The sequence below is a fragment of the Sphingomonas fucosidasi genome (assembly GCF_036663855.1).
Taxonomy (GTDB): Bacteria; Pseudomonadota; Alphaproteobacteria; order Sphingomonadales; family Sphingomonadaceae; genus Sphingomonas; species Sphingomonas faeni_B.
In genome coordinates this window covers 14,514-29,471 of sequence record NZ_JAXOJR010000009.1, presented here as the reverse complement: position 1 = coordinate 29,471, position 14,958 = coordinate 14,514, and the positions used below count along the sequence as shown (strand labels likewise).

Below are 14,958 nucleotides of genomic sequence, written 5' to 3'. Positions count from 1 at the left end.
CAGACCGCGTCCACGATGCGTATTCTTCATATCCTCGATCACGGCCTGCCACTGCAAAGCGGCTACACGTTCCGCACAAGGGCGATCCTCAAGGCGCAGGAGGGGCTGGGCTGGTCGGTTGCGGCGGTTACCGGCCCGCGTCACGGCGTCGCGCCTGCCTCCGTGGAGTCGGTCGACGGCCTGACCTTCTACCGGACGGCGGCCGAAGTGCAGTCGGGTCCGGTCGGCGAGGTCGTCGGGATCGCGGCGTTCGCCAAGCGGATCGAGGCGGCGGTCGATGCCTTCAAGCCCGACATCCTCCACGCGCATTCGCCGGTGATCGATGCGCTTGCCGCGCTGATCGTCGCACGCAAGCGGAAGCTGCCTTTGGTGTACGAGATCCGCGCGTTCTGGGAGGATGCGGCGGTCGGCAACGGCACGGGGACGGCGACGTCGCTGCGCTACCGGGCGACGCGGGCGCTGGAGACGTGGGCGGTGAGGCGCGCGGACGCGGTGGCGGTGATCTGCGAGGGCCTGCGCAGTGATCTGGTCGAGCGGGGGATTGCGGCGGACAAGATCACGGTGTCGCCCAATGGCGTCGATCTCGACCTGTTCGGGACGGCGCCACCTCGTGACGACGCGCTTGGGGCTGAGTTGGAACTCGATGGCGCGGATGTCGTCGGATTCATCGGCAGCTTCTATGATTACGAAGGGCTCGACGACCTGATCGCGGCGATGCCGGCTTTGGTAGCCAAGCGGCCCAAGGCACGGCTGGTGATGGTCGGCGGCGGACCGATGGAGGCGGCGTTGCGCGCGCAGGCCGACGCATCGCCGGTGGCGGATGCGATCCGCTTCGTCGGGCGTGTGCCGCACCAGGAGGTCGAGCGCTATTACGGGCTGGTCGACATCCTTGCCTATCCGCGCAAACGGATGCGATTGACCGATCTGGTTACGCCGTTGAAGCCGCTCGAAGCGATGGCGCAGGGGCGGCTGGTCGCGGCGTCGGACGTCGGCGGGCATCGCGAACTGATCCGTGACGGGGAAACGGGGACGCTGTTTCCGCCGGACGATCCGGCGGCGATCGCGACCGCGCTGGCGGGCATGTTCGCGGATCGATCGGGTTGGGACGAGCGGCGGGCGCGGGGTCGCGCATTCGTTAAGGATGAACGTAACTGGTCGTCAAACATTCGGCGCTATGATCCTCTTTATGGACGGCTGATCGCGGCCGCCGCACGGGAAAAACGATGATCGCGCTTGGCCGCCAACCCCTGATCCGCGCGCTGCCGCTTTACGGCGCGGTGGCCGGTGGGCTGCTCGCCGCCATCGGCGTGCTGGTGATCTCGAGCGACACGCTGGAGACTTTGGTGTGGACCACCGGCGTGGCCGCATTGGTGCCGGCCGCCGCGCCGCCGCTTGGGATGATCGCGCGAATCCTCCTGGCGCTCGGCAGTGGGGTATTGGTCGGCGCGTTGCTGTGGTCGTCGCTGTTCCTGCTGTTCGGGCCGGGCGGATTTTTGGTTCGGCGCACGCCGCGGCAGGACGGCGTGCCGGTCGTGCGCCGCGCCGACGCGCATCCCGACGCGCCACCGCGCAAGCCGATGTCGGCGGCCGATCTGGGTACGCCGATGATGGAGCTGGGCGTGCGTGGCAGCGGAGTGCGCGACGAGCGGGCGATCCCGGTCGATCTCGATCTGCCGCTTGCCGCGTTCGATCCGAAGGCGATCCTGCCGGTGCCGATGGAGCCGGTGCGCCCGGTAGCGCCGCTTGCGCAGCCGATGGTCGCGCCGGTGGTGGAGATTCCGCGTTCGGCCGAACCGGCGACGTTCGTGACCGCGCCCGCGCCCAAGCCGGTCGAACGGCCGGTCGAAATTGCGTTGGAGGAGTATGCTCCCGAGCCGGTGCCCGAAACCATGTCCGACCCTACGCCCGAGATGATCGCGCCGACCCCGATTGCGCGGCCCGGTCGCCCGCCTGCCGAGCCGGCAACCCCGCCGACGATCGAGGCACTGCTCCTGCGGCTCGAACAGGGCGCGCTGAAGCGGGGGCGTATCGGCTCGCACTGAGCGGTGACGGTCCGATCCTCCCCCGTAAGGGAAAGGTGTCGCCGAAGGTGACGGAGGGGGAGGGTACGAAACAGATGTTTCGCTTCCCTCCCCCTCCGTCTGGCAAGAGCCAGCCACCTCCCCCTGGCGGGGGAGGATTGCAGGATGCGCTGGCGTACCCGACACTGCCGAAAGCGCTGTTTCTCTCTTCTTCCCTCTGATACCCGTAGCTCGAAAAACATCGAGGAGGGATCATGGCGGGTGCGCAAACCATCGTGGACGAGCCGGAAAAAGGCGCGTCGCGCTATGCCTGGTACGTGCTGTCGGTCCTGTTCCTCGTCTATGTCCTGAACTTCGTCGACCGGCAGATCATCTCGATCCTGGCGGAGGACATCAAGCGCGACCTGGGGTTGAAGGATCAGGATCTCGGCTTCCTGTACGGCACCGCGTTCGGCGTGTTCTATTCGCTGTTCGGGATCCCGCTCGGACGGCTGGCGGACAATTGGCACCGCGTGCGGTTGATGACGATCGGGTTGTCCTTGTGGTCCGTTATGACCGCGTTGTCGGGTTTTTCGCGAACCGGTGGGCATCTGGCGGCGGCGCGGATCGGCGTCGGGATCGGTGAGGCTACCGCTAGTCCGTCGGCCTATTCGATCATCTCCGATTATTTCCCGAAGCGGCTGCGGGCGACCGCGCTGTCGATCTATTCCGCGGGCCTGTATGTCGGTGGCGGCTGTTCGCTCTTTATCGGCGGGTTGATCGTGCAGGGGTGGAACCGCGCCTATCCGGGGGGCGGGCCGCTCGGGCTGGTCGGCTGGCAGGCGGCGTTCATGGCGGTCGGCCTGCCGGGGCTGCTGCTGGCGATCTGGATCGCGACGTTGAGGGAGCCCATTCGCGGGCTGGTCGAGGGACTGCCTGAGCCGGAGAAGCATCCCGCGCCGTTTCGTGCGTTCGGCGCCGAGTTGGTGACGATCGTGCCGCCGCTGACGTTGATCGGTGCGGCGATGGGCGGCGCGCGGGCCCTTGGGTATAATATCCTGGCGCTCGCGGTGGTGACGGCGGCGGTGTCGGGATTGGTCGCGGCGGGCGAGCCGTGGCCGCAATGGGTGGCGATCGGGATCGGCGTCTATGCGGTGTTCTCATGGGCATCGGCGCTGAAGCGGCGCGATCCGCCGACCTTCGCGCTGATCGTCGGGACGCCAGCGTTCCTGTGCACGGTGGTGGCGTATGGGCTGAACGCGTTCCTGAGCTATGCCGCGAGTTTCTGGGCGGCGCCTTACGCGTTGCGTGAGCTTGGCGCGACGCCGGCATCGGCGGGGTTCATAATCGGCAGCCTCGGCGCGACGGCGGGGTTCCTCGGGTTGACGATCGGCGGGGTGGTTTCTGATCGGTTGCGGCGGGGCAATCCGGCGGGGCGGCTTTGGGTGGTGATCTTCGGTGCGGTGGTGCCGGTGCCGTTCCTGATCCTTGCCTTCACCGCGTCGTCGTCGACCGCGTTCTACACGGGGATTTTCCTCGCGCAGTTGACTGCTTCGTGCGCCTTGGGCGCGGCGGCGGCGACCACGCAGGACATGGTCTTGCCGCGGATGCGCGGGACGGCGACGGCGACGTTCTTCATCGGGACGACGCTGATCGGACTGGCGCTCGGGCCGTATATGGCCGGGCGGGTGTCGACGCTGACCGGGAGCCTGTCGATCGGGATGTTGTCGCTGCTGGTGGTGACGCCGATCACGCTGGCGTGTGCGGTGGCGGCGTACCGGCTGGCGCCGCGGGCCGAGGCTACGCGGGAGGCGCGGGCGCGGGCGGCGGGGGAGGTGATTTGAGCTTTGCGATCCTCCCCCGCCAGGGGGAGGTGGCGCCGTAGGCGACGGAAGGGGAGGATACGGAACAGAGGTTATCCCTTTCCTCCCCCTCCGTCTGGCAAGGGCCAGCCACCTCCCTCTGGCAGGGGAGGATCGCGCGGTTTGGAGGTCCGCGGGACGCTCACCCATTTTCCGTTCGTCCCGAGTGGCCGTCGAGTAGCTGCGGTAGCAGCGTATCGAGACGGCGTATCGAAGGACAGGTTGGCGCGCGGAACCCATGCTTCGATACGAGCCCTCGATACGCTTCTGCGAAGCTACTCGGTCTCTACTCAGCACGAACGGTAGTTGGGGCCTTACCCCGCCTGGAACACACCGCAGGCGATCCGTCCGCCGCTGTTGCCGGCCGGGTCGGTCATCATGTCATCCGGACCCGCATGCACCACGAAGGCCGAGCCGTCCGCGTCCATCAGGCCGGCCATCGTCGCGCCCGGGATCGTAATGCCGATCGTGCCGCGACCATCGGTGCCGATGATCAGGTTGGGGAGGTCGCCCTCATGCGGGCCCTGCGGGTTCATGCTGCCGTGCTTCATGCCGGTCGGGTTCCAGTGGCCGCCTGCGGTCGTGAAGTCCGGTGCGTCGCAGCGGCCGACCATGTGGATGTGCGCGCCGTGCGTGCCGGGGGGCATCGCCTTGGCGTCGAGCGTGAAGCGGATGCCGCCCGCGACTTCGGTGGCGGTGGCGCGGCCGACGTCGGTGCCGGTCGCGGTCTGGAGCATCGCGGTGGCGCGCTGGCCGCCCGCCATCGGCGTGCCCGTGTCCATCCCGCTCTTGTCGCAGGCGCTGAGGCCTATCGTCGCCGCGCCGAGCAGTGCCAGTGTCGCAATCCGCATGTCGTTTCTCCCTGTTGATCTCGTGATCTCTTGGCGAACCCTTCGCCGTCGCTCAGGTTCCGTCCCCGCTATCGAGCGTCCAGCGTGCGACCGGTTCGTAGGTCGCGCCGTCGCGGCCGAGATGGCTCTGGTACAGCACGAGATGGGGTAGCGGGAAGGGCGCGCTCGACAGGGCGGCGTGCGTTGCCAGCCACGCGTCGATCGCGAACCCGACGCCCGCCGATCGCGCCAGTCGTCCGACCGTGACGTGCGGCAGATAGGCGCGGCGTTCGGGCTCCAGCCCCGCGCGGACGCAGGCTTGGTCGACCTTGCGGTGGAGCGCGGCGAGGGCGTCATGCGGGGTCACGCCGACCCAGAGCGTATCGGTCCGCCCGCGCTTCTCGAAGCGACCGACTCCAGTCAGCGACACGCGCGGCGCCGGCGCGACGACCTGGCTCAGCGCGACCGCGATATCCTCGGCGACGGGCCGCTCGACCGGGCCGATGAAGCGCAACGTGAGGTGCAACTGCTCGTCGTCCTGCCAGCGCGCGGCGGGGACGCCCTCCATTATGTCGAGCAAGCTCTGACGGATAGCCGGCGGTGGGCGGAGGGCGACGAACAGGCGGATCATATAGTGCGGCAGGTTAACCGCGAACCATGGCGCCGATGCAACCACTCAGCTTGAAAAGCGTCCTGTAAAAGACGATATTCATCGTAACCGGCATTATGCCGGACAAAGGAGCTGATTTCACAATGGCTAATTGGTCTGACCCCCGGCCCCGTGCCGCGCCGTTCGGAACGACGGCCACGGGCCAGCGTACCGAGGCCTATGACGCTGGTCTCCGGTCGTACATGCTGTCCGTGTATAATTACATGGGTTCGGCTGTCCTGCTGACGGGCATCGTCGCGATGCTGTTCGCATGGGGCGGCGCACAATCGCCTGCCGCTCAAGTGTTCATGAGCGGCGGCATCCTGAAATACGTCATCATGTTCTCGCCGCTCGCGATCGTGTTCGGCATGAGCTTTGGCCAGAACAAGATGTCGATGGGCACGATGCAGTTGCTGTTCTGGGGCTTTGCCGTCCTGATGGGTCTGTCGATGTCGACCATCTTCCTGGTCTATAGCGGCACGTCGATCGCCGGTGCGTTCTTCGCCACCGCTGCCGGTTTTGCTGGTCTGAGCCTCTATGGCTACACCACGAAGCGCGACCTGTCGGCGTTCGGGACGTTCCTGATCATCGGTGTCGTCGGCCTGCTGGTCGCGAGCCTGATCAACATGTTCTTGCAGTCGGGCGTGATGCAACTGGTCATCAGCGGCGTCGGCGTGCTCCTGTTCGCAGGCCTCACCGCCTACGACACGCAGCGCACCAAGGCACTGTATGCGCAGGTCGCGGGGACGGACATGGTCGGCAAGGTCGTCATCATGTCGGCGCTGAGCCTGTATCTCGACTTTATCAACATGTTCATGTTCGTGCTGCGTCTGTTTGGTAGCAGCCGTAATTAACTCCCGCTAAGGGTGTGACGAACGCAGGGCTCGGCGGGACACCGCCGGGCCCTTTTTCTTTGGCTTTAGGACAGGAATGGGACGCGAAATGCGGCTCTCGATCGACGTGCGTCTGGATTACGGGATCACCGGGGACGCCGACGTACTCCTCCAGATCGAAGCGGCGGCGATGGCCGACCAGACGATCGAGTCCGAGTCCCTCACCTTGTGGTCCGACAGTCCGATCCGGGCGGTCCGCGGCGAGGACGGGATCGGCCAGCGCTGCTGGTCGCGCGGGCATGGCCGGTTCACCGCCGAGTATAAGGCCGTGGTTGCCGTGAAGCGCGAGCGAGTCCAGCTCGAGCTGTATCCGGCGACGCCGCCGCGCATGCTCGATGGCGAGCTGACGCCGTATCTGATGCCGAGCCGCTATTGTCCGTCGGACCGCTTCGAGGGGTTCGTCGCGCGCGAGTTCGGGGGGCTGGAAGGTGGTCCGCTCGCCGCCGCGTTGACCGAGTGGGTGTACCAGTCGCTCGATTATCGCTGCGGGTCGAGTAGCGGCGAGACGACTGCGCTTGATACGTTTGCTTCGAGGTCCGGCGTGTGTCGCGATTACTCGCATCTGCTGGTGTCGCTGGCGCGGGCGGGCGGGATCCCGGCGCGGTGCGTGTCTGCCTATGCGCCGGGGGTCGATCCGCCGGACTTTCATGCGGTTGCCGAGCTGTGGCTGGCGGGAGACTGGCGGCTGATCGATGCGACCAAGATGGCGACGTGCAGCGATATCGCGCGGGTCTGTGTAGGGCGCGATGCGACGGATATCGCGTTCATGACGGTGTTTGGGCAGGCGTATCTGTGGGAGCAGACGGTGAAGGTTACGCCGCTGGATACGCCGTCATCCTGACGGAAGTCACGACCAAGAACCACAAGCATAGCCCCCGTTACGCTGGGTCCTGACTTTCGTCAGGATGACGGTTGTGCGCTTGGGCAGGAACGCTCCGCCACTTCGACCGTTGGTCATCGCCAAGATTAAAGAGGGACGTCGCAATGACCGACATAGACAAGAGTGCGCTGGACAGCCTGTCCGTAGCGCCCGACGATAAGGATTCAGAGGGCAAGAGCTCGGGTCGCGATCCTCGTCAGGAAGCCGGGCAGGACAGGTCGATCGGCAAGCGTCTGCAGAAGAACCCCGACAGCGCCGACGCGCGGCTCGACAACGGGCTCGACGAATCGATGGACGGCAGCGACCCGATTTCGGCAACGCAGCCAGGGTCGGGCAACGAGCCAGCCAAGTCGTCGGGCTATGACGAGGATGCCGAGCGGGCGCTGCGCGAAAAGCAGGCGTAACCCTCGCATCTGCTCAACGAACGGGCGTCGGTCGACAGCGACCGGCGCCTTTTTGTTGCCCAAACGCCTCGCAAGACGATCAAATCGCTTAGTTTCGTTCGGTTCGTCGCAGCCTTGTTGCAGCGCAACAGCTTTCATGGTCGCTTGGCGTTACGGAAAGATGAGGCGCGATAGGAACGTTGTTAACCATCCGGGCGCATAGTCTGCCGGTTCCTTGACGAGAGCGGGGTGACGACATGGCTTCCAGAATGAAACCGGCACAGGGCTCGATGACGCTGGCCGAGATGAAGGAATTTGCGGCTTTTCCGAGTTCGACGCAGCGGTACATCCGCCGTTCGCTCGACGTGGGGCTCGATCGCGAGGACGCGATGCTGCGCTGGTCGCGCGATGTCGTCGAGGCGGCGAGTATCCGGGCGCAGGCGCGGCTGTATAACAATTTGCCCGATCTGCGGGCGATGGTGCCGGACGACAGCGGTCTCGATGCGATCGAACCGTTTCTGGCACCGTTGATGACCCTCGTCGCGTTCGATCTGGGTCAGGGGCGGCTGACGAGTTTTTCGGCGCTGCGGTTCCTGTACGAACGGTTGATCGGGGCGGAGGTTCGGCCCTGGTTGCCGTCGGCGTTCTGTGCCGCGGCGGCGCTCCCGCATCTGCATCCGGAATTGCGTCGGAAACTGCTCCAGTCGATCAGCGAGGCTGCGGCGACCGCATCGGGCTGGTCGAACCGGCAGCCGGCTTTCTTCCCGTATTGGGTGGAGAAGGTGGATTCGGGGACGACGTTGGCGAGTTGAGGTTTGGCTTTAGCCAATCCTCCCCCGCAAGGGGGAGGTGGCAGGCAACGCCTGACGGAGGGGGAGGCACGCGAAACATCTGCTCCGTGTCCTCCCCCTCCGTCACCTTCGGCGCCACCTCCCCCTTGCGGGGGAGGATTGAAACTTTTCTCAATTGGGCTGCAACGGGCTTCGGCCGCGCGCTCCTCACCACCCCGGCGAAGGCCGGGGCCCAATTGGTGAGGTTGTCGTAACGATGCGCTACGCTTGTCATTTACGTCCCCCAATTGGGCCCCGGCCTTCGCCGGGGTGGTAGAGAAGGGGGGCGCCGGGGTAGTTGTGGAAGGCGTGGTTACGCGCTCCATGTCCGAGCTACCCAGCTACCCAGCTACCCAGCTACCCAGCTACCCAGCTACCCAGCTATCCAGCCCCATTCACCGACACGCTCGCCAGCCCATCGATCCACGGTTCGCCTGATCCAGATGCAAGTGGTCGGCATGCGCGGCGTTGTAGTCGGGGGACAAGGTCGTCGCGAACACCTTGCACGCCCCGTCTCGCACCTCGCGGAGGAAGGCAGCCTTCGCAGCGTCGCCCTTCCAGTCGCGCGCGACGGTGATGCGGGTGCCGTCGGTCAGGCGGAAGCCGGCGATGTCGACCGCGTCGGCGGTGGAGTGTTCGCTCCAATTGCCGGCATCGCGCCCGTAGATCCGCCGGCAACTATAGCTGCCGAAATGATCGATGCTGGCCACTCGCGCGCCGAAATGCTTCACTGCGGCCGGCTGGAGCACGTCCCATTCCCACATCGACAGTGCCGCGGCGACGGGGCAGGCGATGCCGAGCGCGGCGGGCACGAACCCGATCTTCCGCGCGCCGCCGGTCAGTCTGACGCCATCCGAATAGCCGCATTGCCCTTCGCCCTTGCGCGGTGGCAGGACGGTGTAGCGCACCCCCGCACGATCGAGCAGCGCGCGGCATTGCGGGAAATCCTCGGTCAGCGCGGTCAGCTTGCGACCGGTGAACAGGCCGATCGGCTGGCCGAGATCGAGCGGCGCCCAGGGCAGATCCTGCGGGCGGCCGCGCGCCATCGACCAGAGCATAAGCGCGAGCGTCGCGACGATCGCCAGCCCCACGAGCCAGCCAAGGGTGAGCCGCACCCCCCGCATGTCAGCCGCGCACCGCGTCCGACATCGGCTCCGACGTCACGGGATAGCCGAGATCGTCGGGAATGCAGAGATGCTCGACGCCGTCCCGTGTCTCGGTCCACGGCGTCACGGTCCGCACGGGATGCGCGCGCGCGTCCGTCACGGCCGCCTCGAAGTCCGCGAACTGTGCCAGCCGTTCGAGATTGCGCCGGGTCGGAAAGATGATCGTCGCCCGTCCCGCATCCGCCTCCGCGAGGACGTCCGCCGCGGTCGCCCAGACCAGTCGAACATTCTCCGTCGCATCGACCCGGGCCGCGGGCGCACCTGCGGGCAACCGCGCCAGATAGAAATGCGTGTCGAATATGCGGGCATGCGCATGCGCCGGGCGCCAGCGCGCGAAATACGTTAGCGCGTCCAGATCGAGACCCGCTTCCACGTCGGCCAGCGCCTGGCCGAATGCAATTCCTTGGTGCAACGCCGCGCGCAAACGCTCGAACGCATTCATAGCGGGAAGGGGCGAGAGCCCCACCGGGATGCCGACCTCTTCGATTGTCTCGCGGATCGCGGCGATCCGGGCTGCGGCGTCAGGATCGCCTCGGCCTGACACGGTTGCAAGTGCGTGATCGCCTGGATCGATGCGGCCGCCCGGAAAGACCAGCGCGCCACCGGCAAAAGCCATGGCCTTCGCCCGTTCGACGAACAGGAGTTCGGGACGCTCAGCGCCGCGTGCGCGAAAAATAACCAACGTGGCGGCGGGGATCGCTGATGGCAGGGGCGGCGTATCGGTCATTGATCGACGTAACGCGCGACGCGGCGATCGGGTAGCGCGGTCATGGTACCGTCTTCCACCAGCGCGGCACCGTCACGAGATGGGGGCGGGGCGGGCGGCAGGCGGGGGATGGCTAGCCGATAGGCGAGCGACCAGCCTGTCGGGAGATAGTCGGTCGACATGTAATAATAGAACAGGCATTCGCCATCACGGCGGTACGTTCCGCCCTTCACGAGGCCCAGCGCGATGGTGCCGTCGAACACGGGCGCGCCGCTGTCGCCGGCCTTGCACGTCGGACCTTCTACCGCGACCCAGGTTGGCAGGCATGCGCCGCCGCAGAGATCGCCCGCCGGCGCAAAATCGACGATCGCGACCTGTGCGCAACTATATCCGGTCCGCTCACCGCGATGGCAGACGAAGTCGCCAGCGCGGGTGCTTTCACGATTGCGCCAGGTCGAAACGGTGCGGGTGCGCGTCTTTGCGGTGTTGGCGTAGAAGGACGGGGCAAGTGGTGGCCCGGCGGCGACCGTGTTGACCTGGACATCCTGATATCCCCATCCCCATTGGCCGATGAAATCGAGTGGTATGCCACCCTGGCGCGTGTCCACATAGGTCAGCACGTCGGGACAATGCGCCGCCGTCGCGATGCCGAAGCGGGATCCGTCGGTGACGACGAATCCGGTGGTGCACGCATAGCGCTTGCCTCCGACCACCCCGACGACCCGGGCACCGCCCTCCACGGACGAGAGGCCGGTAATCGGCGGGGGCGGCGAAACGGCGACCATATTTGGGATTGGCGCAAGGGGATCCCGACCGGTTTCGACCGGCGCGGTTTGGATTGGGGGCACGCCCGCGGGATTGCCTGCCCCGCTGGCGATGGCCGTGCTGTCGATGCCCCTGCTGTCGATAGCCGGGCTGTCGACGGCCTCGATCCGCACGGGGACACCGGTCATCGCCTCGATCCGAGCCCGCAATGCGCCGTCCCGGTCCAGTTCGGCATCGCGGCCACTGATCATGACGAGCAGGGCCCCAGTTCGCGGGTCTATCCCGAGGCCTGGCGGATGCGGCAGGGCATCGCGGATCCGCGCCTGATAGGTGGAGATGATCGCCAACATCCCTGTCCGGTTCATCGCCGCCCCGGTGCGAAACACGATCGGGATGACGATCCCGCCGGCCACGATCGACTGGTCTGGCACCGGCTCCGTGCCGGTCAGCAGGATCACGATCCGATAGGTCGGGCGATGATCGACCGCGATGCCAGCCCAGCGATCGCGGTACGTCTCACGCAGGCGATCGGTCACGGCGATGCTCTCGGACTGGGCGCGCAACCGGTGCATCGCCTCGTCGAGCGTCACGTCGAACGTGCGCGCATATTCTCCCGCATCCTGCATTAGTGCGTCGATCGGCAGCTGCAGGCGCGGCACGGGCTGTTCCGCGGGCGTGCCAAGGGACGGGGCCGGGGCGATCGTCGGAACTTGCGCGGCGGTTGGGGACGGTACCATGGTCAGCAGGGCGAGGCCCAGGAACGGGCGGGCTCGAAACATCGACATCAAGGAGCATCGCACAGGAGGGAGGGCCACCAAACGGCATACCCAGTGCGATCAAACGCATGCAAGCCGTCGTCCGATCCCATTCCCCGTCATGGTATCCACGTCACGACATCGACGTCTCGGCCATCCGCGTCAGGCGGGCATTGCGCATATCCGGCCGCCCGGGGTTTTGGCCTTGCCTGCGGACGGGACCGGCGTGTCGGATGTGTCGCGACGGCGTGTGGCCCGTCCGTGTCGTGCTCGGTCGGTCGTCTAGCGCTTTAGCCGAAGCGCGCGCGACCATGCGGCTGCCTGTGAAAGGCCCAAGTATCTGGACGCACGGTGAAAGTAGCAAGCCGATCGAGGTTGCGGTATCGGGGGGGCATGAAGATCGATCATCCCGCCGCCACCGATGCGCGCGTCGAGGAACGCGCTGCCGTCGATGCCGCGACGTTCGCCGCCGAGGTAGCGCCCAGCGCGACACCCATCGTTCTCCGCGGGCAGGTTTCGCACTGGGCCAGCGTCGACGCAGGGCTGAAAGGCGATCGATCGGTCGCCGCGTATCTGGCAGGGCTAGGCAATGGTGGCCAGCCGATGGAAGTGCTGGTTGGCGGGCCAGAGTTCGGCGGTCGGTTCTTCTACCGCGGCGACCACCTCGAAGGGTTCAACTTTCACCGTGAAAAGGCATCGCTGGGAATGCTGCTCGGTGAATTGCTCCGCCTGTCCGACATTCCCGAGCGCGAGCGACACACGCTCTATGCCAATGCCGCGACCGCACCGGAGCATCTGCCGGGCTGGGCTGCGGCCAACCCGCTCGATCTGCCGATGCGCGGCGCGGTGCCACGGTTGTGGATCGGTAACGGGACGCAGACCGCCACGCATTACGATGGCTCGACCAATCTCGCCTGTGTCGTCGCCGGCCAGCGCCGCTTCACGCTGTTTCCGCCCGATCAGGTTGGCAATCTCTATATCGGACCGCTCGACCGGACGCTTGCGGGGCCTCCTGCAAGCATGGTCGATCCTCTGGCGCCCGATTTCGATCGCTATCCGCGTTATGCCGAGGCACTCGCTCATGCACGGGTCGCCGATCTGGGTCCGGGCGACGCGATCTTCATGCCGGCGATCTGGTGGCATCATGTCCAGGCGTTCGGGACGCTGAACGTGTTGTGCAATTATTGGTGGTCGTTCGATCCGACCGTTTCGGCGTTCCACGCGGTCGTGCACGCTCTCATGGCGGTCCGCGATCGACCCGCGGCGGAGAAAGCCGGCTGGCGCGCTTGGTTCGACCATTATGTGTTCGGTGACGATGCCGCGGCGGCGGGCGACCATCTGCCGACGGCGGCGCGCGGCGTGCTTGGACCGGCAAGCGACGAGCGTACCGAGCGCATCCGCACCTATCTGCTCAAGTCGCTTCAGCGTCGTTGAACGGTAGACTGCGGGGCAAGCCCGGCTTCGTCAGCGGCGTTCGAACCGCGCCAGCGCCTCGGCATGGGGAGGCATGTGGGCCAGCGACGCGGTAACGACCTGCTCGATTTGCGCGATCCTCGTCGCAGCACGGTCAATCGGTAGCGCCGCACACAATGGATCATGACCCTCGACGACCGCATTCTGCCCGGTCAGCAGCGATAACCAGCTAGTCTCGTTGAACAGTTCGTCAGATTCGCGAAAGATGCGGCCGCCGTGGCGAAACAGGGTGAGTTTGTCGGCGAGGCCTTCGGGTATCGGCGCCGCCGCGCGGTCGCGCCAGAATGTCTCCGGGCGCGCATTGAGATGATAATGCGCAACGAGAAAATCACGGATGCGAACGAACTCGGCGGTCATGACGCGGTTATACCGTTCGATCACGACGGACGATGCCGCACCCGTGCCGGGCAGCATCTGCAAAAGATGCTGGAGCCCGCTCTGTACGAGGTGGATGCTCGTGGACTCGAGCGGCTCCATGAACCCCGCGGCAAGTCCCAGCGCGATGCAGTTGCCGGACCAGATCTGACGGCGATGCCCGGTTGCGAAACGGATGACGCGTGGATCGGCGAGCGCTTCGCCCTCGATTGCATCCAGTAGCCGCGCTACGGCCTGGTCCTCGCTCATATAGCGGCTGCAAAACACATGGCCGTTGCCCGTCCGGTGACGGAGCGGAATGCGCCATCGCCACCCGGCAGGTTGCGCGATCGCGCGCGTAAGCGGCAGCGGCGCGGCATCCGCGGACGAGGGGACCGCCACCGCCCGATCGCACGGCAGCCACGTCGACCAATCCTCCCAACCGGCCTTCAGCGCGCCCTCAATCAGCAACGCGCGGAAGCCGGTGCAATCGATGAACAGGTCCCCATCTATGCGCCCGTCTGGACGCCCGTCTGGACGAGTGCCGTCCGCCACATGCACTGCCGCGATCCCCGCCGGACCTCTTTCGACACGGGTCACGGTGCCTTCGCGGCGAATGACGCCCTGCGCTTCTGCCTGCGCACGGAGAAAGCCGGCGTAGCGGGCGGCGTCGAAGTGATACGCGTAACCGATCCGCGAGAGTGGCGAATCGCCATTGGCGATCGGTCGTGAAAAACGGCCTGTCTCGGCTGCGCGGGCCTCGAGCGAATAGCGATCCAGGTTTTCGGCGTCCCCGGCCTGCCGGGCACGGAGCCATTGCGCGGCAAACGGCAAGCCGGCGATGTCAGTGCCGATCTGGCCGAATGGGTGAACATAGCTTTCGGTGGGGCGCGACCAGCCTTCGAAACGAATGCCAAGCTTATAGCTCCCGCCGGTTGCGGTCAGGAACGAGTCTTCGTCGATTCCGAGCATGGCGTGAAAAGTGCGGATCGGCGGGATCGTCGCTTCACCGACCCCGACCGTCGCGATCGCGTCCGATTCGATCAGCGTGACCTGTCCCCCGGCGGGCACGAGCAATCGACCAAGCGCGACCGCGGCCATCCACCCTGCGGTGCCGCCCCCGACGATGACGACCTTGATGCCGCGCGGCTGTTCGGTGGTACCGGGTGATGGTCTGGGTTTCATGCGATCCTCGGAAGGGGGAGCGTCTCGACGACACGTACCGTGGCGCGTGTCATGCAGACGATAAGGCCGGTCTGGTCAATACCCGATCTTCTGTTGTCACCGATACACCGGCCTATGACCTGGGTGCCATCCGAGATGATCTGCGTATTAATCGAGATTATAGCGACTCGATGTCTGCCACGCGATCGGCGAGGCGCCCCTCAGAGGCCTCGCCGAAGCAGATTCCG

14 protein-coding genes are annotated in these 14,958 nt (G+C 66.2%); 8 read left to right on the top strand and 6 right to left on the bottom strand.

Features of this window, described 5'->3' with window-relative positions; all coding sequences use genetic code 11:
* Positions 1–15 precede the first annotated feature (15 nt).
* From U1737_RS15910 to U1737_RS15900, 3 genes are all read left to right on the top strand, one after another.
* Positions 16–1,227, top strand: coding sequence for a TIGR04063 family PEP-CTERM/XrtA system glycosyltransferase (locus tag U1737_RS15910; protein WP_332797436.1), 1,212 nt, complete (start codon positions 16–18; stop codon positions 1,225–1,227).
* Positions 1,224–2,042: a hypothetical protein gene (locus U1737_RS15905; protein ID WP_332797435.1), complete on the top strand. Its 819-nt coding sequence runs from the start codon at positions 1,224–1,226 to the stop codon at positions 2,040–2,042. The genes U1737_RS15910 and U1737_RS15905 overlap by 4 nt, the downstream gene beginning before the upstream one ends.
* Positions 2,043–2,275: 233 nt before the next feature.
* Positions 2,276–3,844, top strand: a complete 1,569-nt coding sequence (locus tag U1737_RS15900) for a spinster family MFS transporter (protein ID WP_332797434.1) — start codon at positions 2,276–2,278, stop codon at positions 3,842–3,844.
* A gap of 332 nt (positions 3,845–4,176) precedes the next feature.
* On the opposite strand, the gene U1737_RS15895 is transcribed toward U1737_RS15900, so the two are convergent.
* Positions 4,177–4,713 carry a superoxide dismutase family protein gene (locus U1737_RS15895; protein ID WP_332797433.1) on the bottom strand — a complete coding sequence of 179 codons (537 nt, stop codon included), beginning with the start codon at positions 4,711–4,713 and terminating at the stop codon, positions 4,177–4,179.
* 52 nt (positions 4,714–4,765) lie between these two features.
* On the bottom strand, positions 4,766–5,323 hold the full coding sequence (gene thpR, locus U1737_RS15890; protein ID WP_332797432.1) for an RNA 2',3'-cyclic phosphodiesterase: 558 nt from the start codon (positions 5,321–5,323) through the stop codon (positions 4,766–4,768).
* Positions 5,324–5,445: 122 nt separating this feature from the next.
* Here thpR and U1737_RS15885 point away from each other — a divergent pair, with 122 nt between their 5' ends.
* From U1737_RS15885 to U1737_RS15870, 4 genes are all read left to right on the top strand, one after another.
* Positions 5,446–6,195 (top strand): Bax inhibitor-1/YccA family protein, encoded by a 750-nt coding sequence (locus tag U1737_RS15885; protein WP_248521309.1) that lies wholly within the window; start codon positions 5,446–5,448, stop codon positions 6,193–6,195.
* A gap of 88 nt (positions 6,196–6,283) precedes the next feature.
* Entirely contained in the window at positions 6,284–7,075 is a 792-nt protein-coding gene (locus U1737_RS15880) for a transglutaminase-like domain-containing protein (RefSeq protein ID WP_332797431.1), read from the top strand.
* 143 nt (positions 7,076–7,218) lie between these two features.
* Positions 7,219–7,518 carry a hypothetical protein gene (locus tag U1737_RS15875; RefSeq protein WP_332797430.1) on the top strand — a complete coding sequence of 100 codons (300 nt, stop codon included), beginning with the start codon at positions 7,219–7,221 and terminating at the stop codon, positions 7,516–7,518.
* Positions 7,519–7,754: 236 nt separating this feature from the next.
* Complete coding sequence (locus tag U1737_RS15870; RefSeq protein ID WP_132740394.1) at positions 7,755–8,309, top strand: hypothetical protein; 555 nt, start codon at positions 7,755–7,757, stop codon at positions 8,307–8,309.
* Between the two features lie 413 nt (positions 8,310–8,722).
* On the opposite strand, the gene U1737_RS15865 is transcribed toward U1737_RS15870, so the two are convergent.
* Genes U1737_RS15865 through U1737_RS15855 form a run of 3 tightly spaced genes read right to left on the bottom strand, consistent with a single transcriptional unit; the run spans position 8,723 to position 11,623 of the window.
* Entirely contained in the window at positions 8,723–9,451 is a 729-nt protein-coding gene (locus U1737_RS15865) for an extensin-like domain-containing protein (protein ID WP_248521304.1), read from the bottom strand.
* Between the two features lies 1 nt (position 9,452).
* Entirely contained in the window at positions 9,453–10,220 is a 768-nt protein-coding gene (locus tag U1737_RS15860; protein WP_332797429.1) for an NUDIX hydrolase, read from the bottom strand.
* A complete protein-coding gene (locus U1737_RS15855; RefSeq protein WP_332797428.1) occupies positions 10,217–11,623 on the bottom strand; it encodes a chymotrypsin family serine protease in 1,407 nt (468 codons plus the stop codon). The genes U1737_RS15860 and U1737_RS15855 overlap by 4 nt, the downstream gene beginning before the upstream one ends.
* A 489-nt stretch (positions 11,624–12,112) precedes the next feature.
* On the opposite strand from U1737_RS15855, the gene U1737_RS15850 reads away from it, so the two are divergent.
* Positions 12,113–13,153, top strand: coding sequence for a cupin-like domain-containing protein (locus U1737_RS15850; protein ID WP_332797427.1), 1,041 nt, complete (start codon positions 12,113–12,115; stop codon positions 13,151–13,153).
* 30 nt (positions 13,154–13,183) lie between these two features.
* Here the strand turns inward: U1737_RS15850 and U1737_RS15845 are convergent, their stop codons facing one another.
* Positions 13,184–14,731 carry a tryptophan halogenase family protein gene (locus tag U1737_RS15845; RefSeq protein WP_332797426.1) on the bottom strand — a complete coding sequence of 516 codons (1,548 nt, stop codon included), beginning with the start codon at positions 14,729–14,731 and terminating at the stop codon, positions 13,184–13,186.
* Positions 14,732–14,958: the final 227 nt, after the last annotated feature.

What these genes read in the sequence shown, in the direction of transcription:
- U1737_RS15860 (WP_332797429.1), bottom strand. Translation starts at nt 10,220, where the DNA reads ATGACCGATACGCCGCCCCTGCCATCAGCGATCCCCGCCGCCACGTTG.
- U1737_RS15910 (WP_332797436.1), top strand. Translation starts at nt 16, where the DNA reads ATGCGTATTCTTCATATCCTCGATCACGGCCTGCCACTGCAAAGCGGC.
- U1737_RS15870 (WP_132740394.1), top strand. Translation starts at nt 7,755, where the DNA reads ATGGCTTCCAGAATGAAACCGGCACAGGGCTCGATGACGCTGGCCGAG.
- U1737_RS15880 (WP_332797431.1), top strand. Translation starts at nt 6,284, where the DNA reads ATGCGGCTCTCGATCGACGTGCGTCTGGATTACGGGATCACCGGGGAC.
- U1737_RS15845 (WP_332797426.1), bottom strand. Translation starts at nt 14,731, where the DNA reads ATGAAACCCAGACCATCACCCGGTACCACCGAACAGCCGCGCGGCATC.
- thpR (WP_332797432.1), bottom strand. Translation starts at nt 5,323, where the DNA reads ATGATCCGCCTGTTCGTCGCCCTCCGCCCACCGCCGGCTATCCGTCAG.
- U1737_RS15895 (WP_332797433.1), bottom strand. Translation starts at nt 4,713, where the DNA reads ATGCGGATTGCGACACTGGCACTGCTCGGCGCGGCGACGATAGGCCTC.
- U1737_RS15900 (WP_332797434.1), top strand. Translation starts at nt 2,276, where the DNA reads ATGGCGGGTGCGCAAACCATCGTGGACGAGCCGGAAAAAGGCGCGTCG.
- U1737_RS15905 (WP_332797435.1), top strand. Translation starts at nt 1,224, where the DNA reads ATGATCGCGCTTGGCCGCCAACCCCTGATCCGCGCGCTGCCGCTTTAC.
- U1737_RS15875 (WP_332797430.1), top strand. Translation starts at nt 7,219, where the DNA reads ATGACCGACATAGACAAGAGTGCGCTGGACAGCCTGTCCGTAGCGCCC.
- U1737_RS15865 (WP_248521304.1), bottom strand. Translation starts at nt 9,451, where the DNA reads ATGCGGGGGGTGCGGCTCACCCTTGGCTGGCTCGTGGGGCTGGCGATC.
- U1737_RS15885 (WP_248521309.1), top strand. Translation starts at nt 5,446, where the DNA reads ATGGCTAATTGGTCTGACCCCCGGCCCCGTGCCGCGCCGTTCGGAACG.
- U1737_RS15850 (WP_332797427.1), top strand. Translation starts at nt 12,113, where the DNA reads ATGAAGATCGATCATCCCGCCGCCACCGATGCGCGCGTCGAGGAACGC.